Annotated in this window: 18 protein-coding genes; 3 read left to right on the forward strand and 15 right to left on the reverse strand. The window is 67.0% G+C overall.

Going from position 1 to position 21,204, the window contains the following annotated elements:
- Genes AC0J5K_RS11190 through AC0J5K_RS11215 form a run of 6 tightly spaced genes read right to left on the reverse strand, consistent with a single transcriptional unit; the run spans position 1 to position 8,036 of the window.
- On the reverse strand, positions 1-351 hold the full coding sequence (locus tag AC0J5K_RS11190; RefSeq protein WP_074835216.1) for a RidA family protein: 351 nt from the start codon (positions 349-351) through the stop codon (positions 1-3).
- Positions 348-2,261, reverse strand: coding sequence for a propionyl-CoA synthetase (locus tag AC0J5K_RS11195; RefSeq protein ID WP_074835218.1), 1,914 nt, complete (start codon positions 2,259-2,261; stop codon positions 348-350). Before AC0J5K_RS11195 ends, AC0J5K_RS11190 begins: the two co-directional genes overlap by 4 nt.
- Positions 2,262-2,273: 12 nt before the next feature.
- The gene (locus tag AC0J5K_RS11200; RefSeq protein ID WP_048533716.1) at positions 2,274-3,023 is read right to left on the reverse strand and encodes an SDR family NAD(P)-dependent oxidoreductase; all 750 of its coding nucleotides are present in this window, start codon (positions 3,021-3,023) and stop codon (positions 2,274-2,276) included.
- A 4-nt stretch (positions 3,024-3,027) separates the two neighbouring features.
- The gene (locus AC0J5K_RS11205; RefSeq protein WP_074835221.1) at positions 3,028-4,674 is read right to left on the reverse strand and encodes a hydantoinase B/oxoprolinase family protein; all 1,647 of its coding nucleotides are present in this window, start codon (positions 4,672-4,674) and stop codon (positions 3,028-3,030) included.
- A complete protein-coding gene (locus AC0J5K_RS11210) occupies positions 4,671-6,758 on the reverse strand; it encodes a hydantoinase/oxoprolinase family protein (protein WP_274562840.1) in 2,088 nt (695 codons plus the stop codon). The genes AC0J5K_RS11205 and AC0J5K_RS11210 overlap by 4 nt, the downstream gene beginning before the upstream one ends.
- A 3-nt stretch (positions 6,759-6,761) precedes the next feature.
- The gene (locus tag AC0J5K_RS11215) at positions 6,762-8,036 is read right to left on the reverse strand and encodes an NAD(P)/FAD-dependent oxidoreductase (RefSeq protein ID WP_274562838.1); all 1,275 of its coding nucleotides are present in this window, start codon (positions 8,034-8,036) and stop codon (positions 6,762-6,764) included.
- A gap of 125 nt (positions 8,037-8,161) precedes the next feature.
- Here AC0J5K_RS11215 and AC0J5K_RS11220 point away from each other — a divergent pair, with 125 nt between their 5' ends.
- A complete protein-coding gene (locus tag AC0J5K_RS11220; RefSeq protein WP_048530783.1) occupies positions 8,162-8,566 on the forward strand; it encodes a rhodanese-like domain-containing protein in 405 nt (134 codons plus the stop codon).
- Positions 8,567-8,723: 157 nt separating this feature from the next.
- Here the strand turns inward: AC0J5K_RS11220 and AC0J5K_RS11225 are convergent, their stop codons facing one another.
- Together AC0J5K_RS11225 and AC0J5K_RS11230 are read right to left on the reverse strand one after the other, a co-directional pair.
- Positions 8,724-9,494 (reverse strand): IclR family transcriptional regulator, encoded by a 771-nt coding sequence (locus AC0J5K_RS11225; RefSeq protein WP_048530781.1) that lies wholly within the window; start codon positions 9,492-9,494, stop codon positions 8,724-8,726.
- Positions 9,495-9,527: 33 nt separating this feature from the next.
- Positions 9,528-11,834 (reverse strand): molybdopterin-dependent oxidoreductase, encoded by a 2,307-nt coding sequence (locus AC0J5K_RS11230; protein ID WP_274562835.1) that lies wholly within the window; start codon positions 11,832-11,834, stop codon positions 9,528-9,530.
- A 102-nt stretch (positions 11,835-11,936) separates the two neighbouring features.
- Here AC0J5K_RS11230 and metC point away from each other — a divergent pair, with 102 nt between their 5' ends.
- Positions 11,937-13,121 (forward strand): cystathionine beta-lyase, encoded by a 1,185-nt coding sequence (metC, locus tag AC0J5K_RS11235; RefSeq protein ID WP_274562834.1) that lies wholly within the window; start codon positions 11,937-11,939, stop codon positions 13,119-13,121.
- Positions 13,122-13,123: 2 nt separating this feature from the next.
- Positions 13,124-13,759 (forward strand): VOC family protein, encoded by a 636-nt coding sequence (locus tag AC0J5K_RS11240; RefSeq protein WP_274562832.1) that lies wholly within the window; start codon positions 13,124-13,126, stop codon positions 13,757-13,759.
- A 134-nt stretch (positions 13,760-13,893) separates the two neighbouring features.
- Here AC0J5K_RS11240 and AC0J5K_RS11245 read toward each other — a convergent pair whose 3' ends face one another.
- From AC0J5K_RS11245 to AC0J5K_RS11275, 7 genes are all read right to left on the reverse strand, one after another.
- Entirely contained in the window at positions 13,894-14,973 is a 1,080-nt protein-coding gene (locus AC0J5K_RS11245; RefSeq protein WP_048530772.1) for an amino acid ABC transporter permease, read from the reverse strand.
- A 1-nt stretch (position 14,974) separates the two neighbouring features.
- On the reverse strand, positions 14,975-16,111 hold the full coding sequence (locus tag AC0J5K_RS11250; RefSeq protein ID WP_083415950.1) for an ABC transporter permease subunit: 1,137 nt from the start codon (positions 16,109-16,111) through the stop codon (positions 14,975-14,977).
- Between the two features lie 69 nt (positions 16,112-16,180).
- Positions 16,181-17,212: an amino acid ABC transporter substrate-binding protein gene (locus AC0J5K_RS11255; RefSeq protein ID WP_048530769.1), complete on the reverse strand. Its 1,032-nt coding sequence runs from the start codon at positions 17,210-17,212 to the stop codon at positions 16,181-16,183.
- A gap of 216 nt (positions 17,213-17,428) precedes the next feature.
- Positions 17,429-18,646, reverse strand: a complete 1,218-nt coding sequence (locus AC0J5K_RS11260; protein WP_274562826.1) for an NAD(P)/FAD-dependent oxidoreductase — start codon at positions 18,644-18,646, stop codon at positions 17,429-17,431.
- 64 nt (positions 18,647-18,710) lie between these two features.
- Entirely contained in the window at positions 18,711-19,733 is a 1,023-nt protein-coding gene (locus AC0J5K_RS11265) for a 5-oxoprolinase subunit C family protein (protein WP_274562824.1), read from the reverse strand.
- Positions 19,730-20,419 (reverse strand): 5-oxoprolinase subunit B family protein, encoded by a 690-nt coding sequence (locus tag AC0J5K_RS11270; protein ID WP_274562822.1) that lies wholly within the window; start codon positions 20,417-20,419, stop codon positions 19,730-19,732. The genes AC0J5K_RS11265 and AC0J5K_RS11270 overlap by 4 nt, the downstream gene beginning before the upstream one ends.
- On the reverse strand, positions 20,419-21,180 hold the full coding sequence (locus AC0J5K_RS11275; protein ID WP_274562820.1) for a LamB/YcsF family protein: 762 nt from the start codon (positions 21,178-21,180) through the stop codon (positions 20,419-20,421). The genes AC0J5K_RS11270 and AC0J5K_RS11275 overlap by 1 nt, the downstream gene beginning before the upstream one ends.
- Positions 21,181-21,204: the final 24 nt, after the last annotated feature.

Here is a 21,204-nt window from a genome sequence, read left to right on the forward strand (position 1 = left end):
TCAGGCTGCGGGCGCTTCGGCCGCGGTGATGATGATCTCGACCTTCAGCGCATCGCGGGCCAGACGCGCCTCGCCACAGGCCCGCGCCGGGGCCCGGCCCTCGGGCACCCAGGCATCCCAGACCGCGTTCATCTCGGCGAAATCCGCCATGTCGGCGAGCCAGACGATGGCTTGCAGGATGTGGCCGCGGTCCGATCCGGCCTCGGCCAGAAGAGCATCGATGCGCGCCAGGCAGTCGCGGGTCTGCGCGCTCACGCCGTCGCCGGCGCCGACCTGACCGCAGAGGTAGATGGTGCCGTTGTGCTTGACGATCTTGCTCATCCGGGGACCGGTGTGAAGACGCTCTATCATGCGGAATGTCCTATCAGGTTGCGGGCTTTCAGCGCCGCGGTGATTTCATCGAGAATGGCCGGGTCGTCGATTGCCGCCGGCATCTTGAAGCTGGCGCCGTCGGCGATCTTCTGTACCGTGCCGCGCAGCACCTTGCCCGAGCGGGTCTTGGGCAGGCGCTTGACCTCGAGCGCGCATTTGAAGGCCGCCACCGCGCCGATTTTTGCGCGCACCAGCTGCACCAGCTCGCGTTCCAACTCTGCCGGATCGCGGTCGGCGCCGTCGTTGGTGACGAAAAAGCCCAGCGGCATCTGCCCCTTGAGCGCATCCGCCTTGCCGACCACCGCGCATTCGGCAATGTCGGCATGGCTGGCAATCACCTCCTCCATCGCCCCGGTCGACAGCCGGTGGCCGGCGACATTGATGATGTCATCGGTGCGCGCCATGATGAAGACATAGCCATCCTCGTCGATCACGCCGGCATCCGAGGTGGCGTAATAGCCGGGAAACTCCTGCATGTAGGAACTGAGGAAGCGCTCCGGCGCGTTCCACAGCGTCGGAAAGCCCGAAGGCGGCAGCGGCAGCTTGCAGGCGATATTTCCCAGCGTGCCGGGCGCCACCTCCTGGCCGTCGTCGTCGAGCACCCGGATGTCATAGCCCGGCATCGGTTTGCCCGGAGAGCCGAGCTTGACCGGAAAGGCCCCCAGCCCGACCGGATTGCCCGACATCGGCCAGCCGGTCTCGGTTTGCCACCAGTGATCGATCACCGGGCGATCGAGTTTCTCCTGCGCCCATTCGATCGTCGCCGGATCCGAGCGTTCCCCGGCCAGAAAGAGGGTGCGGAACCGGCTCAGGTCATAATCGCCGATCCGCGCGCCTGCCGGGTCTTCCTTGCGGACCGCGCGCAGCGCCGTCGGCGCGGTAAAGAGCGCGACAACCCCGTGATCGCGGATCACCCGCCAGAAGGCGCCGGCATCGGGTGTGCCGACCGGTTTGCCCTCATAGACCACGGTCGTCGCACCATGCAGCAGGGGCCCGTAGCAGATGTAGGAATGGCCGACGACCCAGCCGACGTCGGAGGCCGCCCAGAACACCTCGCCCGGCTGCACGCCGTAGTGGTGCTGCATCGTCCATTTCAGCGCCACCATATGGCCGCCATTATCGCGTACCACGCCCTTGGGCTGGCCGGTGGTGCCCGAAGTGTAGAGGATATAAAGCGGATCGGTCGCCGCGACCTCGACGCATTCCGTGCCTTCGCCGGCGGCGACGGCGGCCCTCACCGCCGCGGCATAATCGACGTCGCGGCCCGGGGTCAGATCGCAGCGCAGGGTCTCCCTTTGCAGGATCACGCAATGCGCGGGCTTGTGCTCCGAGAGCGAGATCGCCTCGTCGAGCAAGGGCTTGTAGGCGATCACCCGCCCCGGCTCGATCCCGCAGGAGGCCGAGATCACCGCGCGGGGCGTCGCATCCTCGATCCGCGTGGCCAGCTCGGCCGCCGCGAAGCCGCCGAAAACCACCGAATGCACCGCGCCCAGACGGGCGCAGGCCAGCATGGCAAAGACCGCCTCGGCCACCATCGGCATGTAGATCACCACGCGGTCACCCTTGGCCACGCCCATGCCCCGCAACACCGAGGCCAGCGCGCTGACCTGCGCCTGCACCTCGGCGTAGGTATGCCGCGTCACCTGCCCGGTCACCGGGCTGTCGTGGATCACCGCCAGCCGGTCGCCGTGGCCGTCCGCGACATGGCGGTCGACGCAATTGTAGCAGGTGTTGCAGGTTGCGCCGTCGAACCAGCGGCCGTAAACCCCGCTGTCGGGATTGAAGACGGAGGTCGCCGGAGTGAACCAGTCGATCTCCTTTGCCGCCTCCTGCCAGAAGCCCTGGGGATCGGCCTGCCACGCGGCATAGGTTTCAGCGTATCGGGACATGGAATGACGCCTCTAGCAGGTGTAGTTCAGGCCGAGGCGACCGCCATCGACGTAGATCGTCTCGCCGGTGATGTAGCTGGCCTTTTTCGAGCAGAGGAAGGCCACCACGTCGCCGATCTCGCGGGCCGAGCCGGCGCGGCCCAGCGGGGTACGCGACATGGCCACCTTGAAGGCCTCGGGGTTGGCGTTGACCCCGGCCATCATCTCGGTGTCGATCGAACCGGGGCCCACGGCGTTGACGCGGATGTTGTGCTTGGCCAGCGCCAGCGAGGCCGCCTTGGTCAGCTGCATGACGCCGCCCTTGGAGGCGCAATAGGCCGGGATCGCCGGGATCGCCACCTGGGCATTGATCGACGACATGTTGACGATGGCGCCTTCGATGCCGTTTTCCACCATGCTCCGCGCCGCCGTCTGGGTCGCCAGAAAAACGCCGCGCAGGTTGATGTCGATCACCCGCTCCCAGCTTTCCAGATCGTAGCTCAGGAAATCGCCCGGCATGGCGACACCGGCGTTGTTGACCAGCGCCGAGAGCGGCCCGTGGTCCTCGGCGATGCGGGCGAACATTGCCTCGATCTGGCTGACATCGCCCATGTCGCAGGTGATGGCGGCCACGGCGCCCAGCTTGTCGCCGGCCTCGGCCACGCCTTCGGCGTTGATATCAGCGAGGATCACGTCAAAGCCGTCTTCCTTGAGGGCCTCGGCGCAGGCATAGCCGATACCCTGGGCGCCGCCGGTGATCAGTGCGAGAGGTGTCTGCGTCATCATCTTATCCTTTGTATCCATAGTCCTGTTCGGCCTGCTCCGGCGCGATCAGCCCGGCGCGCAGGTCGTCTGCCACCCGGCTCGGGTCGCGATCCTCGGGCGCGCCATAGCCGCCGCCGCCCGGCAGGCTGAGCCGCAGGCGCTGGCCGTTCCTGACCAGCTGCCGGCCCTTGCTGCGCAACTGCGTGCCATCGGCCAGTTCCACCCGGCCCGGCGCACCCGCGCCGCCACCGTCGCGCCCCTGCGCCGGATTGTCGACCCGGTCGAACATGGCGTTGAAATAGAAATCATAGCCCGCGCGCGCCTCGATCTCGATGATCTGGCCCAGCCCGCCGCGCTGCGCCCCGGCGCCGCCGGAGCCTTCGCGCAGATCCTTGCGCCAGACGGTGATCGGGCCGACATGTTCCGTCGCCTCGACGCTCATCGTCGAGACGCCGGACGGGAAGGCCGTGGCCGACAGCCCGTCGAGCGCGGGGCGCGCGCCGGTGCCGCCCGAGTTGAACATCAGCACCTCGCGCCCCGGCAGCCCGCTGTCGGGATCGCTGGGCCGGGCGGAAATCTGGATGTTCCAGAGCGCGCTGGCCCCCTCGGCCGGCACGGTGTTCGGCAGCGCCTGATGCAACGCGCCCAGCACCACATCGGGCACCAGATGGCCCAGAACGTGGCGCACCGAGACCGGCGCCGGCCGTTTGGCGGCGAGGATGCAACCTTCCGGCGCGGTGATCTCGAAGGGCTCCAGCGAACCGGTGTTGTTGGGCACCTGCGGAGCGATGGCGCATTTCAGACCATAACAGGCATAGGCGCGGGTATAGACCTCGGGACAGTTCACCCCGAAGCGGCTCATTCCCGAAGTGCCGGCGAAATCGGCCTTCAGGCTGTCGCCGTCGATGTCGAGCTGCACCTGCATCCGCACCGGCGCGTCATAGCCGTCAACCTGCATCTGGTGGCTGAATTGCCCGTCAGGCACCTGGGCGATGGCCTCGCGGGTGGCCTTGCGGCTGGCGTCGATGATGAAGTCGGACAGGCCGTCGAGATCGGCAATGCCGAACTCGCCCATCATCGCCTGCAACCGCCGATCGCCGGCCTCGTTGCAGGCCGCCAGCGAATACATGTCGCCCACCACCTGATCGGGCTCGCGCACATTGGCGCGCACCAGGCGGATCAGCTCGCGCGCCACTGTGCCGCGTTCGGCGAATTTCATGATCGGGATCAGCAGGCCCTCTTCATAGACCTCGTTGCCGTCCGGGCCAAAGCCGCGCCCGCCGATGTCGACCACATGCGCGGTGCAGGCGAAAAAGCCGATGTGTCGGCCGTCGCGGAACGAGGGCGAGACGACGGTGATGTCATGCAGGTGGCCGGTGCCCATCCAGGGATCATTGGTGATGAAGACATCGCCTTCGAAGATGTTCTGCGGCCCGATCTCGCGTACGAAATGGGTGACGCTTTCGGCCATGGCATTCACATGCCCCGGCGTGCCGGTCACCGCCTGCGCCATCATCCGGCCCTGCCGGTCGAACAGCCCGGCCGAAAGATCGCCGGCTTCTCGCACCGAGGTCGAGAACGCGGTGCGGATCAGCGTTGTCGCCTGTTCCTCCACCACCGCGATCAGGCGGTTCCACATGATCTGATAGTCAATGGCTGTCGGGGTCATGCGATATCTCCCTTGCGGATCAGGCGCAGGCTGCCGTCGCCCTGGCCGACGCAGCGATAGCCCGAGGTGACGATGGTTGTGGTTTCGTTCTCGACGATGATCGCCGGGCCGTCGACGGCGCAGCCGGCAGCCATCTCGGCGCGGTCGACCTCGCGTGCCTCGACACTCTTGCGCAGGGCGGCATCGTAGAACTGGCGCTTGCGCCGGGCGGTGACCCCGGCGCCGCACCCATGGCGCGCCACCGGCGGGGTTTCCGGCAACACCGAGGCCACCACCAGCGACCAATTGGTGATCTCGATTCCCAGACCCTCGATCACCCGGCCGAAGAGCGTGCGATAGGCGGCCTCGAAGGCGGTCAGGATCTCGGTCTTGTCCGCATCGGCGAAAGTCTTGTAGGGCAGCGCCACGGGGATCTCCCAACCCTGACCGGCGTAGCGCATGAAGGCGGTGAGCCGGGTCGTGGTCTCGGCCCCCTTGGCGCCGGCTTCGACAAAGGCGGTGGCCTCTTCCTCCAGCTCGGCCAGGGCGGTGTTGACGCTGGCGGCGTCGAAGTCATCGAGCCTCTGGAACAGGCCGCGCGTCGCCTCGTAGCTGAACGGCGCCTTGAGGAAACCGATGGCCGAGCCGACACCGGCGCCGGGCGGAATGATCACCTCGGCAATGCCCAGCTTCTCGGCCAGCCGGCAGGCATGCAGCGGCGCGCCGCCGCCAAAGCCGATCATGGTGAAATGCTCGATGTCGCGGCCGTTTTCCACGGTATGCACGCGGGCGGCATTGGCCATGTTCTCGTCGACCATCTCGGTCACGCCGAAGGCCGCGTCAGAGGCGCTCATCCCGAGGTTTTCGGCCAGTCGCGTGGCCACGGCGGTTTCCGAGGCCGCTACCGACAGCGGGATCGCGCCGCCGGCGAAATTATTGGGGTCGAGCCGGCCGAGCAGCAGATTGGCATCGGTCACTGTCGGCTCCTGACCACCTTTGCCGTAGCAGGCCGGTCCCGGCTCGGAGCCGGCCGAGCGCGGCCCCACCTGGATGCGGCCGAGCGCGTCGATCGAGGCGATCGAGCCGCCCCCCGCCCCGATCTCGACCATCTCGACCACCGGGGTCGAAACCGTCATGCCGGAACCTTTCTTGAACCGATAGGTGCGCGCCACCTCGAAGGTATTGGCGGTCTTCGGTGCGCCGTCCTCGATCAGGCAGATCTTGGCGGTGGTGCCGCCCATGTCGAAGGAGAGCACCGAGTCGAGCTTATGGCCGCGGGCGAAATCGGCGGCAAAGATCGCGCCGCCCGCCGGGCCGGATTCGAGCAGCCGGACCGGTTGTTCCGCCGCCACCTCGACCGAGATCAGCCCGCCGCCGGAATGCAGCATGAAGACCGGCGCCGTGACCCCGGCCTCGCCCAGCCGGTGCACCAGCCGGCCGAGGTAATCGGCGACCTGCGGCTGTACATAGGCATTGGCGATCACCGTGTTGAACCGCGGCAGCTCGCGCATCTGCGGCGAGATCACCGAGGAGAGCGAGATCGACAGCTCCGGCGCGGCGGCGCGCAGCGCCTCGGCGATCTGGCGTTCATGGGCGTCATTCGCATAGGCGTGCATCAGCCCGATGGCCACCGCCTCGTAGCCGCCCTCCAGCACCCGCTGCACCATCGCCTCGACCTCGGCGGCGGCCAGCGGCAGCAGCACCTCGCCTTCGGGGCCCATGCGTTCGCTCAGGGTAAAGCGATCCTCGCGCGGCACCAGCGGCTTGGGCAGCGAGAGGTTCAGGTCGTATTGCTCGAAGCGGTTTTCCGAGCGCATCTCGATGACGTCGCGAAAGCCCTCGGTGGTGATGAAGGCCAGCCGCGCACCGCGCCGTTCGATCAGCGCATTGGTGACCAGCGTGGTGCCGTGGATCACCTGGCCGATCCGGCCGAGGGCGATGCCGGCCTTGTCGGCGGCAATCGAGATGCCGTCGAGGATGGCCTGTTCCGGCTGGGAGTAATTGGTCAGCACCTTGCAGGTCGACAGACCTTCGGGATGGGCGAGCGCGACGTCGGTGAAGGTGCCGCCGATGTCGACGCCGACGCGGATCATGGGATTGGTCATGGGTCAGATGGCCTTGAGTAGCTGGTTGGCGGTAAAGGCGGATTGATAGAGCCGCGACATCAGGGGCGCCGCCGGCACCGTGGACATCTCGGTCATCGGCAGCGGCAGATCGGCACGGTCCATGCCGGTCAGCAGCCCGGCCATGGTTTCGCCGAACATGGTGCCGGTGGTGATGCCGCGCCCGTTGTAGCCTATCGGGGTAAAGAGGTTGGGTGCAAGCTCGTGAATCCGTGGCAAATGGTCGGGGGTCATGGCGATCTGGCCGTGCCAGGCCTCCTCGAATTCGACCGGGCCGAGCTTGGGGAAGAGCCGGGCAATCTGCTTTCTGGCCCAGCGATGCGACAGCCCGCGATCCTTGTGCCCCATGACCTTGCCCATGGAGCCGATCAACAGCCGGTCATAGGCGTCGCGGCGCACGTTGAACATGATCTGCCCGGTGTCCCAGACGCCCTGCCGGCCGGGCAGGATGTCGCTGGCCTCCGGCCCCAGCGGCCGGGTCGCCAGTTGGAAATAGTTGATGATCGTGTAGATGCGTTTGAGCCCGGGCCAGAGATCGTCGGAATAGGCATTGGTGCCCAGCACCACCGCCTTGGCGGTGATCACGCCCTTCGTGGTCTCGACCTTCCACAGGTTGCCGTCGCGGTGCAGCCGGGTGGCGCGCAGGCCGGTGCTGATCTTGGCCCCGGCGCCCAGCGCGGCGCGGGCCAGCCCCCGGCAATAGCCCATCGGGTTGATGGTGCCGCAGCGGTGATCGACCAGACCGCCGTGGAAATGATCGGTGCCGATCAGCCGGGATACCTCGTCACGGCCCAGAAGATCGACCGGTTCGCCCAGTCGCTGCCATTCCTTGTGCCGGTCCTGAAGATTGGCAAAACCGCTGGGGCCATGGGCGGCGTGAATGGTGCCGGTGCGGGTCACCTCGCAGCGAATCTGGTGTTTCTCGATCAGCGAAAAGACATATTCCGGCCCCTTGCCGAAGCGCTTGATGAAGCGCGGGCCATAGGTGTCGCCAAGCTGCTCACGCACCTTGCGGGGCGGCAGCCAGAGCGCGGCATTGACCAGCCCGACATTGCGGCCCGAGCCGCCATAGCCGATCTGCTCGGCCTCGATCACATGCGCCGAAAGTCCCTTTTCAGCGCAGTGCAGCGCGGTCGACAGACCGGTAAAGCCGCCGCCGACGATGGCCACATCCACCGAGACGTCACCATCCAGCGGCGCACGATAGTCGGGCTCCTGCGCAGAGGCGTCCCAGAGCGATATTGCGTCCTGTGCGGTCATGTATCGAATCTCCTTCTGCGAGGGGCTGTCCTCTCTGCGCAAAGGCTTGCATGGGCGTTGCCGGTGTGTCAATATACGAAATATCAGTTCTATATATCAGCACAACTCAGAGCGAAGGAAAGACCATGGCACAGCTCAAGACCTCTTCGGCCCAGATGGTGGCCGACGCCCGCGCCCGTATCGAAGAGATCGAAACCGGCGACCTGATCGCCATGCTGGACGATCCGAATGTCGTGGTGGTCGATATCCGCGACGTGCGCGAGCGCCAGCGCAGCGGCTATATCCCGGGCAGCTTTCACGCGCCGCGCGGGATGATCGAATTCTGGGTCGACCCGGACAGCCCCTATTTCAAGGACATCTTCGCGCAGGAGGACAAGAAATTCGTCTTCCACTGCGCCTCGGGCTGGCGTTCGGCGCTGACCACGGCCACGCTTCAGGACATGGGATTCGAGGCCGCGCATCTGAAAGACGGCTTCTCGACCTGGGAGAAACAGGGCGGCCCGGTGGAATTCCCCGAACCGAAATCCTGAGACGGACGCGCACAGTCCGGACGCACGCGCATCTCAACACCCGTCCCGGACCTGCTCCGGGACCTCGCCCTTGCCCGGCCAGAGGCCCCGGATCCCGTCCGGGGCGGGTCTCCTCCGGGCGCAAGCCCGCGTCGTGACGCCCGGGCGCCGCCCGCCGCTAACGGCTGCCCAGCTTGGCCGAGACCGAGCGGGCCGCATGCGCCACCAGCGCGCCGAAACGTTCCTCGCCGCCCTCCGGCATGTTGATGTCGGGCAGCGAGATGCCCAGCGCGCCGACCGGCTCGCCGCCCGGCAGGGTGATGGCGGCGCCAAAGCTCAGGATGCGGTCGCGAAACTCGCCGGTGTCATAGGCAAAGCCGCGCTTGAGCGTGCGCCCGAGATCGGCCTCGAGCGCGCCCGGATCGGTCAGCGTCCGGTCGGTGTGCCGCGTCAGCGCGGGGCCGATCTGATCGCGCAGCTTGTCGTAATCGGCCGCCAGAATGGCCTTGCCGGTGCCGACGCAATGCAGCGGCGCGGTGCCGCCGATGGCGTTCCACGAGCGGATCGGCTTCTGACTGTCGACCTTGTCGATATAGACCACCGAGAGCCCCTCGCGCACCGCCAGATAGACCGTCTCGCCGGTTTCCTGCGACAGGAAGGACAGCTCGGGCGCCGCCAGTTCCCGCAGGTTCAGATTCTCGACCGAGGCCCGCCCGACCCGCCAGGTCTTGAGCGTGGCGGAATAGGTCTTGTCGGGCAGGTGCTGCACATAGCCCAGCGTCACCAGCGTTTGCAGCAGGCGAAAGGTGTTGGACTTGGTCAGCCCCAGCTCCTTGGACAGATCGGTGACACCCTTGCCCTCTTGCGAGGCGACGAGGTTTTCGAGGATCGACAGGCCCTTTGACAGCGTCGAATCCACCTTGGGCTCTTTCGGGGCGTCCATGTTCATGTCTGTCGGATCCTGTTTTTGTCTTGTTATCAGTTATGGTGCCGCGTCGAAAGCCGGCGGATCATGCGCCTCGACCGGCGGCGGCGTGCCCTCGAACCGGCGGACCTCGACCCGCGCGGAATGCGCCGCCGGGCTCTGGGTCAGCGACGAGGTGCGCAGGTCATGGGTCAGCACATTGGGGTTGCCGTGGCGGTCGCGGGCCTGGGGGGCGGCAAAATCCGGGTCCCACCAGGCACCGGTCCAGAGAAAGACGCAGCCGGGGTGCACCTCGTCGGTGACCCGTGCCCCCGCCAGACAGCGCCCGCGCGCATTGTAGAGTTCGACCACCGCCCCCTCGGCGATGCCGCGCGCCTGCGCATCCTCGGGATGGATCAGCACCGGCTCGCGCCCCGCCACCTTGTGGCTGAGGCTGTAGGCGCCATTGTCGAGCTGGCTGTGCAGCCGGGTCTTGGGCTGGCCCGAGAGCAACGCCAGCGGGTACGCCGCGCCCTGCCCCGCGGCCAGATCGCGCGGCGGGAACCACGCGGGATGGCCCTTGCAGTCGGGCAGGTCAAAGCCGGCGATGGTCTCGGAAAATATCTCGATGCGGCCGCTGGGCGTCGGCAACGGATGCGCCTCGAGGTCGGCGCGATACCCGGCGAGAAAGACCTGATCGGGGCTCGGGTCGTCCAGCGCGATCACGTCACCGGCGAGAAAGCTCTCCCAGTCCGGCAGGTCAAAGCCCTTCTCCCGCCCCCGGCTGCGGGTCAGTTCCCAGATCTCGTGCAGCCAGCCGTCGGCGGTCTTGCCTTCGGTGAAATCCTCGGCCACGCCCAGCCGCGCGGCGAGATCGGCGTAGATGTCATATTCCACCCGCGCCTCGCCCACGGGCGCCACCAGCCGCGGCATCGGCACCAGCGCATTGTCGGATTTGCCGGCGCCGAAATCGGTCCGCTCCTGCGCGGCGGCCACCGGCAGCACGATATCGGCATGGCGCGCCGTGGCGGTCCAGTTGACCTCGTTGACGATCACCGTATCGGGCGTCTGGAAGGCGCGATGCAGCCGGTTCAGATCCTGATGGTGGTGGAACGGATTTCCCCCGGCCCACCAGACCAGCCGCGCCTCGGGAAAGGTGCGCGTTTCGCCCTGATAACGATAGCTGCCGCCGGGGTTGAGCAGCATCTCGCTGATCATTGCGACCGGAATGAAATCGGTGACCGGGTTCACCCCCTGAGAGATCGTGCCCCAGCGGAACGGGCGCTCGATATTGCCGATATTGGCGTTGACCCCGTATCCCACGGTATAGCCTCCGCCGGGCAGACCGATCTGCCCCAGCATCGCCGCCAGCGTCACCGCCATCCACATCGGCTGTTCGCCGTAATCCGTGCGCTGCACCCCGGCCGCGACCGAGATCATGGTGCGTCCCGCCGCCATCCGCCGCGCCAGCGCGCGGATGCGCTCGGCCGCGACGCCGGTCCGCGCCTCGGCCCAGTCCGCATCCTTGGCGACGCCATCCGCGGCGCCGGTCAGATAGGCCTCGATCCGGTCGAAGCCGACGGTGTAACGCGCCAGAAAGGCCGGGTCATGCAGCCCCTCGCGCAGCAAGGTATGCGCCAGCCCCAGCATCAGAGCGGTGTCGGAGCCGGGCCGCGCCGGCATCCATTCGGCCCGCAGCACTTCGGCGGCATCGCTTCGCAGCGGGCTGATGTTGACGAAGGAGACGCCGTTTTCGACGCAGGCAGCGAGGTTGCCCGCCATTCGGTGACGCGAGACCCCGCCATCGCTGACCTGGGTGTTGCGCAGCGCCATGCCGCCGAACATCACCACCAGATCGGCGTGTTTCGCGATCACCGGCCAGCGCGTCGCCTGGGCCACATGGCTGCGATAGGGGCCGACGATATGCGGCATCAGACCAAGCGCGGCATTGTAGCTGTAATTGCCCTCGGAGCGGACAAAGCCGCCGATGGTGTTGAGGAACCGCTTGAGCTGGCTCTGCGCGTGATGGAACCGCCCGGCGCTCGACCAGCCGTAAGAGCCGGCAAAGATACCGCGGTTGCCATGGGCCGCGCGCACGCGGGTGAGCTCGGCGGCGATCAGGTCGAGCGCCCGTTCCCAGCTGACCTCGACAAAGCTGTCCTGGCCACGCGGCACCGCGCCGGGCCTGCCCGCCAGCCAGCTCTTGCGCACCGCCGGGCGGCGCACCCGCGCCCTGCCATGCAGGCTGCCGGGGATATTGGCGTTGATCTCCGAGGCCGCGGGATCCGCCGGGTGGCCCGCCACCGATACAACGCGTCCGCCCTCGATCGTCGCCAGCCCGACACCCCAATGGCTTGCCGTCAGCTTTGTCTGTCGTTCGCTCATGACCTTCACCTGTGTGCCGATATATAAAACGATTATGCCATATATTGACACACCTAGCGCGGACTGTCATCTTCTAATTCGACACATCAGCGCGAGACCAACATGCCGCATCCCCCTGCCCCCCTTGCCGATGCCCTGGTTCAGACCGGCCGCCCCGCGCGCGTCGAGGGCCGCCACGTCAATTTGCCGATCGAGCTCGGATCCACAATGGTATTCGACAGCCTGGCCGCTTTCGAGGCCGCCCGGGACGCCCGCTATGACAGTGGCACGCTGTATTACGGACGTTATGGCAATACTGCGGTCTTCGAGCTGGAACAGGCGCTGGCAGAGCTGGAACAGGCGGCGGGCGTGACGCTCACCTCCTCCGGGGTCGCCGCGATCAGCCTGACCTTGATGACCTTTGTCCGCCCCGGCGCGCATCTGCTGGTGGCCGATCACGTCTATGGCAACACCCGTACCTTCTGTGACGGGGTGCTGGCGCGCATGGGGGTCGAGACCGAGTATTTCGACCCGATGATCGGCGCCGGCATCGCCGGGCTGATCCGCGACACCACCTGCGCGGTGATGTTCGAGGCGCCGGGCTCGGGCACCTTCGAGGTGCCCGACATCCCCGCCATCGCCGGCGCCGCGCGGGCGGCTGGCGTGCCCTCGGTGCTGGACGGCACCTGGGCCACGCCGGTCAATTGCCGGGCGCTGCGCCTCGGCGTCGATGTGGTGGTGGCCTCGCTGTCGAAATACCTCAGCGGCCATTCCGATTGCATGATGGGCATGATCGCCAGCACCGCCGCCCATGCGCGGGACATCCGCAAGACGGTGATGGCAGTGGGCGACAAGACCGGCGGTCAGGAGGTGTTCCTGGCGCTGCGCGGTCTGCGCACGCTGAAACTGCGGATGGCGCATTTCGACGCCGCCGGGCGCGAGATGGCGGCCTGGCTGGCCGCGCAGCCACAGGTAAAACGGGTGCTGCATCCGGCCTTTCCCGACTGCCCCGGACACGAGCACTGGAAACGCGATTTCACCGGCGCTGCGGGGCTTTTTGCGGTGGTCTTCCACCCCTGCTCCGATGCGCAGATCGCCGCCTTCGTCGATGCGCTGCATCACTTCGGCATCGGCGTCAGCTGGGGCGGTTACGAGAGCCTCGTGCTGCCGGTCACCCCGCAACGCAGCGCCGGGACATGGGCCGAGGATGGCCAGCTTGTCCGTTTCAACATCGGGCTGGAAGAGACCGCGAGCCTGAAGGCCGATCTCGCCGCCGCCCTCCCGCTTCTGAACCCCGCATCGGAGTGAACATGCACAACAAGATCGACCATTTCGCCATCGGCACACAGAGCCTCGACGAGGGCGTCGCGGTGCTGCAAGAGACGCTGGGCGTCACCGTGCCGCGCGGCGGCAAACACGACGCGATGAGCACCCACAACTGCGTCATGCAATCCGGCAACGAGAGCTTTCTCGAACTGATCGCCATCGACCCCGAGGCGCCCGATCCCGGCCGCACCCGCTGGTTCACGCTCGACGATCCCGCCACCCGGGCGCGGCTCGCCGCGCGGCCCCGCGCGCTTTGCTGGATGGTGGGGACCGACGATCTCGACGCGGTGATCGCCGCCAGCCCGGTCGATCTGGGCGAAGTGGTGCCCTTTGCCCGCGGCGAGCGGTCCTGGCGAATGACGGTGCCAGCGGATGGCAGCCTGCCGATGGGCGGGCTGCTGCCGGCCTTCATCGAATGGTCGCCCGGTCCGCATCCCAGCGCCGGCCAGCAGGACCTTGGCGTTCGGCTGAAAACGGTGCGGCTGTCGCATCCCGATCCCGAGGCTCTGACGGATATGCTGAAGGCCTTGCGGGTGGATCATCTGGCCGAGGTGCGCCAGGGCGAGGCGGCGCTGTCCTTTGCGCTCGAAACGCCACAGGGGACCGTGGTGCTCGACTGACGACAGGTGCCGCGCTGAGAAGAGCCCGAAGCCGTCGCAGGACGGTTTCGGGCTTTCTCTTTGCGCATGCCGCGCCGGCTCAATTCGGAAACCAGGTGCCCGGGAGGGGCGCAGACGTCGCGCCCCTCCCCGCATCACCGCTCGGACAAGGTCATCCGCCGCTTCAGATACTCGCCATATTGACCGAGCGAAAAGATGAACACCCAATAGATCGCCGCCACGAAGAGATAGACCTCGATGTAATAGGGCGCCCACTCCGCGGTGCCAAAGGCCGTCTTGCCCGAGGCCAGGATGTCGAAGAAGCCGATGATCGTCACGATCGCGGTTTCCTTGAAGGTCACGACCACCATGTTGATCGTCGAGGGCAAGGCATGGCGAAAGACCTGCGGCAACACGATCCGCCCGAGGATGCTCCAATAGCCCAGACCCAGCGCCTTGCCGGCCTCGACCTGGCCTTTGGGGATCGCCTGGAACCCGCCGCGAAACACCTCGGCCTGATAGCAGGCAAAGAACAGCGCGAAAGCGATGATCACCCGCCAGATCTTGTCGCCCTCGAGCCAGGACGGCAGGAACAGCGGCACCACCACGGCGGCGGTGAACAGCGTGGTCACCAGCGGCAGCGACCGGATGGTGTCGATCAGCCCCATGGCGAACCAACGCACCACCGGCATCTCCGACCGGCGCATCAGCGCCAGCCCGAGCCCCATCGGCATGCCGAGCAGCACCACCGCGGCAAACAGAAAGAGCGTCAGCGACAGCCCGCCCCAGCCATCGGTGGTCACCTGCGGCAAGCCCAGCAGGCTGCCCTCCATCAACAGGTAGTAGCTTGCGAACCCCAGCACCCAGAGCGCCGCCAGCCGCCGCGCCTGCCACATCGCCGGCAGGCAGGACAGCACCACCGTGGCGATGATCGCCAGCGCCGCCAGCGCCGAGCGCCAATGTTCCCCGAAGGGATAGGTGCCGAACAGGATCAGCCGGTGGCGCGCGTCGATCACCGCCCAGCAGGCGCCGCCCTGGCCGCAGGCTTCGACGTTCTCCTGGCGCCAGACCGCGCGCAGCACCGCCCAGTCGAGAAAGCTCCAGGCAATCCAGCCCAGCACGACAAAGACGACCACCGAGATCGCCAGCGAGCCGGGCGAGCCGAAACCGCGCTTGAGAAACAGCCGGCGCGAGGTCTCGAAACGGCTGGGCGGGATGATTTCGGCAACGGCCATCTCAGTGCTCCTTCAATTGCAGGCGGGCGTTCAGCCAGTTGGTGAACAGCGCGATGGAATAGTTGATAGCGAGGAAGGTGAGCATCAGCATCGCGATCAGCTCGAGCGTCTGGCCCGACTGGCTGATCGCATTGACGGTGATGTAGAACAGGTCGGAAAAGCCGATGGCGATGCCGATGGTGGTGGCCTTCATCATGAAGATCCACTGATTGCCCAGCGGCGGGATGATGCTGCGCAGCGCCATCGGCACCTTGATCCGCGACCAGATCGCCGCCCGGCTCAGCCCCAGCGCCTGCCCCGCCTCGACCAGCCCGCGCGGCACCTGCGCCAGACCGCCGCGTACGATCTCGGCCACATAGGCGCTGCCATAGAGCGTGATCGCGGCGATCAGCGCAAAGAGCTCGATCGGCACCGAGATGCCGCCGGTGAACCGCAGCCCCTGAAGCTCCGGCAACGACAAGAGGCTTTCGCCCTCGGGTCGCAGCACCAACGCCACCGCCAGTGCCAGCCCCAGGCTGCCGCCGGCCCAGAGCGCCAGCCCGCGCCAGAAAACCGGCCGCGCCAGGATCAGCGCCACGCCAAGGGCCAGCGAGGCCAGGAGCAGCGCCACCGCCACCGTCGGACTGACGTTGAGCCCGGGCAGCATCGCGCCGCGCCCCGACAGAAAGGCCACATCCCCCAGGCTCACCGCCTGTCGCGGACCGCCCATGTGGATCAGGATGGCGTACAGGAAGATCGCTTGCAGGATCAGCGGTATATTGCGGAAGATCTGCACATAGACGCTGGCGGCAAAGCGCAGCGCCGGGTGGCGGACATCGCGCATCGTGCCGATCAGAAAGCCGAAGATCGTGGTGGTGACGATGCAGATGAACCCCACGAAAAGCGTGTTCAGCAAGCCGATGAACAGGGTGTAGGCATAGCTGTCGTTGATCGAGCGTTCGACCAGCGAAAAAGAATAGTTCCAGCCGGTGCCCCGCTCGAGAAAGCCGAAGCCGCTGGTCATGTTCAACCGGGTCAGGTTGTATTGCGCGTTCGAAACCGCGCCCCAGACCGCCAGAAGCGTTACGACGACCAGCGCCGCCTGCATCCCCAGCCTGCGGTATCTGGCCCTTGCCCGAAGTTGCTCTGCCGCTGTCATGTCGTCCCCCGGAAAATGCGCTCTGCGGCGCCGCCCCGATTGGGGCGGCGCTTGGGTGTGTCGTGATGTCTAGTCGAGGATCGGGGCGTAGAGAACACCGCCATGGCTCCACAGGTTGTTCAGCCCCCGCTCCAGCTTGTAGGGGCTGTCCTTGCCGAGATTGCGGTCGTAGATCTCGCCGAAATTGCCGACCGCGGCGATCATTTCCCGCGCCCAGCTGTCTCGCATGCCCAGACGTTCGCCAATGCCCGGTTCGGCGCCCAGAAGGCGGGCGACCCGCGGGTTGGGCGGGGTTGCGGCCATCTCTTCGACGTTTTCGGAGGTGACGCCCTCTTCCTCGGCGATCAGCAGCGCGGCCAGCATCCAGTTGACCACATCGACGAAGTTCTCGTCGCCCTGGCGCATCGCGGCCGCGATCGGTTCGGCCGAGAGCTGATCGTCGAGGATCACATGCGCATCCGGGTTGTCGATCTCGGTGGCGCGCAGCACGGCGAGGAACGGCCCCCAGGCGGCGAAGGCATCGCAACGATTGGCCAGGTAGGCCGAGCGCAGCTCTGCGGCGCTTTCATAGCTGACCATGTTGTGTTCGATGTTCTCGGTGTTGAGGTAGTTGGCCACCAGCCGCTCGATGGTGGTGCCGGCCTCGACGCAGATCGTGCCGCCGGCCAGACCAGAGGCCTCGGTCACCCCCAGGTCGCCATGCGCCATGAGCTGGGCACCGCCAAAGAAATACGGCAGGCTGAATTGCAGCCCCTGCTCGGTGTCGCGGCCCATGGTCCAGCCTGTGGCCTTGATGATGACGTCGACATCGCCGGATTGCAGCGCCGGAAAGCGCTGCGCCCAGCTCAGAGGCACGATCTGGTTCTTGGTCGGATCGCCAAGGATGGCGGTGGTCAGCGCGCGGCAGAGGTCGATGTCGAGCCCCTTCCATTCGTTGTTGTCGTTGACCTCGACAAAGCCGAAATAGCTGCCGTTGTGACCCGAGCACAGCAAGGTGCCGCGCTCTTCGATCTGTTTCACCGTCTCGCTTTGCGCGGCCGCCATCTGCGGTGCCGCGAGACTTGCCGCCACGATGGCCCCAGCCGCCAGAAACTTGCTCATGATTGACTTCCCCATTGTTCCATATTTCGGCACGCATGTGCTGTCATACAGAATGTTACCGAATTTCCTTTGAGTCAACAGTTTTCCTTCCCGGCCGGGCGCCACCGGCGGGCAACGGCCCGGCCGCGGCGCCCTGCCGCGCCGGGGAGCGGGTAAAATTTGGGCGTGTGGTGAAGCGGTTGCGCAATGCAGGGGCAGAGCCGGATCGGCCGGGCCTCAGATCACCGCGTCTTCGGTGATCGGACGCCGGGCAAGGATGCGATCGTAGTGGAAGGGCGACAGGTCCAGCGTGCGATAGGCGCCATGGGTCAGCCATTCCGCCGTCCCGCGCCCCATCGCCGGAGATTGTTGCAGCCCGTGGCCGGAAAAGCCGTTGAGGAAGATGAAATTCGCCAGCTCCGGGTGCGGGCCGGTAATCGCGTTGTGGTCGAAGGTGTTCATCGCGTAATGCCCGGCCCATTGCGCCGTTACCTTGATCGCCTCGAACTGCGGGATGCGGGCGGCGAGGATCGGCCAGACGCGATCTTCCCAGAGCGCGAAATCCATGTCGAAATCGTCCGGTGCCACCGCCGGGTCGGCGACTTCATGCGCCCCGCATTGATAGGAGCCGCCGCCGTTCTCGCGCACATGCACACCCGAGGGGTCGATCGTCAGCGGCAGGTCGCGGTCCAGCGGCTGCGCCGCCTTGAATACCCAAGTATAGCGTTTGCGCGGCTCCACCGGCAGGTCGAGCCCTGCCATCCGCGCCGTCAGCGCCGCGCGCGGACCGGTGGCATTGACCAGCTGGCCGCAGGCGATCACCTCGCCCGATTTCAGCGTCACGCTTTCGATCTGGGTGCCGGTGGCATTGCGGGTGATCGCCACCACCTCGTTCTCGATGTATTCGACGCCGCGTTCGCGCGATTGCCGGCGAAACCAGTCGAACACCGCCGCGCCCTCCCAATAGCCCTCGTCGACGCGGTTGATCGAGCCGAGGACGAGATCATCGACCCGGTAGAACGGATAGGCCGCCGCGATCTCCGCGGGGGTCAGCAGCTCGGTCGCCGCCCCGGCCGCAAGCTGCACCTTCTGATTGCGGCGCAGCACCTCGGCGAACTCCTCGTTGTCGGCAAGATACATGTAGCCGAAGGCGCGGATCGACAAAGCCGGAACACGGGCATCGCCGCCCATGTAGCTGCGCAGGTTCTTGACGAAGTCGGCGGCAAACTGGCTGATCCGCACGTTGAGCTCGGTCGAGAACTGCTGCCGCATGCAGCTGTTGGTATGGGCGGTGGAGCAGAACTGATAGCTGGTGTCGCGTTCCACTACCAAAACGCGGCCGTCGAAGTCCTTGTCATCGCTCAGAAACCAGGCGGTCGAGGCGCCCATGATCGCGCCGCCAACGATGACCACGTCATAGCTCGCCCGGTTCGGGGCCTCCGTCCTGCCCGCCATCACAGCTCTCCCTGACTGCCGCTCTCGACGGGGCCAGCTTCGCTGTAAAAGACGCGCCTTGCAATCAGTCCGGCACCGCCTCTTCGCCAGAGATCGCGCCGCTGATCAGGTTGGCCCGCATCAGCCGCTGCGACAGGGTGCCCTTGGGCACGGCGATCGCCGCCAGATAGGCCGCGCGCGCCTCGGCCGTCTCGCGGGCGATCCGCACCGCTTGCGCGGCCTCGACCGGGGCAAAGCGCAGCTTGTCGCCGGCGCGCAGCTGGCTCAGCCGGCCGATGTCATCGCCGATCACCGTGGCGATCTTGGGATAGCCGCCGGTGGTCTGGTGATCTGCCAGAAGCACCGTCGGCACCCCGTCCCCGGCCACCTGGACCGCGCCGCGGGTGATCGGCTCGGACGGGATCGAGAGCGCACCGGCACTGGGCAGCTCTGGCCCCGAAAGCCGCACGCCCATGCGGTCGAAGGCATTGGTCAGCGCGAAGGGTTCGGACCGGAAGGCCGCCAGCGCCGCGGCGGTGAAATGTCGGTCCTGCGGCCCCAGCACCACCCGCATCTGCCGGTCCTCGGGCAGAAAGTCGGGCCGGGCGATGGCGCCGTGGCGGTCCTCGCGCAGCCGCGCCTCATCGACCTCGATCACCTGTCCCGCCGACAGCGCACCGCCGCCAAACCCCGAGGTCGAATGCGTCGCCGAGCTGCCCAGCCAGCTTTCGGCCGCGACCTCGCCGGCCAGCGCCAGATAGGCCCAGCTGCCGCTCTTGCCCGGGCGGATCGACAGGCTGTCGCCCTGCTCCAGCGCGAGGATGCTCCAGCAGGGTACGGCCGCGCTGCCATGCTCGACCGTGAAATCGCCGCCGGTCACCGCCACCGAAAGCGCGCCTTCGGTGCATTCCAGCACCAGCCCGCCCATCGACACTTCGATCAGCGTCGCGCCGGGCGCATTGCCCAGCGCCACATTCGCCGCCGTCGCCGCCAGCCGGTCCATCGGCCCCGAGGCCGAAACGCCGAATCGCATCTGCCCCGGCCGGCCGCCGTCCTGAAACGTGACAAGCGGCCCGGCAAACCGCACCTTCAAGCTGGCCTGGGTCATGCGGTGCCTCCCTTGCACAGCGTCTCGTATCGGTCTCGGTCGATGCGGGCAAAGCGCACCCGATCGCCGACGTCGAACAGAAAGGGCCGCTCGGGATCGTTGCGCAGGATCTCGGTGGGCGAGCGGCCGATGATCGACCAGCCGGTCGGCATGGTCAGCGTGGTGACTAGACACTGCGGCCCGGCAATCAGCACGCTGCCGGCCGGAATATCACGCAGCGCCTTGGGCTTGCGCGGCAATTGCAGTGCCTCGGGCACGCCCGACAGATAGGCATAGCCCGGCGCGAAGCCATACATGCCGACGCGGTATTCCGCTGCCAGATGCTGTTCGATCACCGCCTCGGGGCTCAGGCCCGCCGCCTTGGCCACCGCCGCGAGATCGGGGGCGAGATCGTCGTCGTAACAAACCAGCACCTCCCGTTCGGCGCCCGGCACCTGCGCGGCCGCGCCCTCCTGCAACAGCGCCCGGACCGCCTGTTCCATCTCGGCATGATCGGCGACCACCGGATCGAAGGTGATCATCAGATTGACGAAGGCCGGCACGGTTTCCAGAAGCCCCTGCGGCGCGGCGGCATGGATCGCGCTGTCGAGCTGCTGGACCCGCGCGGTCAGGGCGTCGCTGATCTCGTCGCCGAGCTGCACCATAAGCGCGTGATCGGAGACCGGGGTGAAGGTGACGGCGGCCATCAGACCTCTCCGAAGGCGGCGAAGGTGACCCCCTCGGCCTCGAGCCGCGCGCGGACCCCGCGCGCCATGGCCACCGCGCCGGGGCTGTCGCCATGCACGCAGATCGACTGCGCCGCCAGCTTGATCGGCGCGCCGTCGATCACCGGCATCAGCCCGGTCCGCAAGAAGGAAATCAGCCGGTCCGCCGCCGCGCCGGCGTCCTCGATCATCGCGCCGGGCTGGCCGCGCGGCACCAATTGCCCGCTGCTGAGATAGCCGCGATCGGCGAAGATTTCGGAATAGACCGGAACACCGGCCGCGCGCGCGGCCGTTTCGGTGCAGGTGCCGGAAATCGCCAGGATCGCCAGCCGATCGTCGATCTGCCGCACCGCCGCGGCAATCGCCCGCGCGACGTCGATGTCGCGTGCCGCCAGGTTGCCCAGCGCGCCATGCGGCTTGACGTAGCGCACCGTGACCGGCACCAGCCGCGCCACCGCCATCAGCGCGCCGATCTGCGCCGCCACCATGCGCCCGATCTCCTCGGGCGGCATGGGAATCACCCGCCGGCCAAAACCTTCGCGGTCGTTGAACCCGGGATGCGCGCCCACGGCGACGCCCTTGGCGGCGGCCAGTTTCAACGCGGTGTACATCGTCTCGGGGTCGCTGGCATGGCCGCCACAGGCGATATTGGCGCTGTTGACGAGGTCCAGCATCTCCGCGTCGTCGCCCATCCGCCAGGGGCCAAAGCCTTCGCCCAGGTCCGCGTTCAAATCGATGCGCATGCCGTTCTCCCTGTTGGTAAAAGC

The sequence above is a fragment of the Marinovum sp. E3 genome (assembly GCF_055755275.1).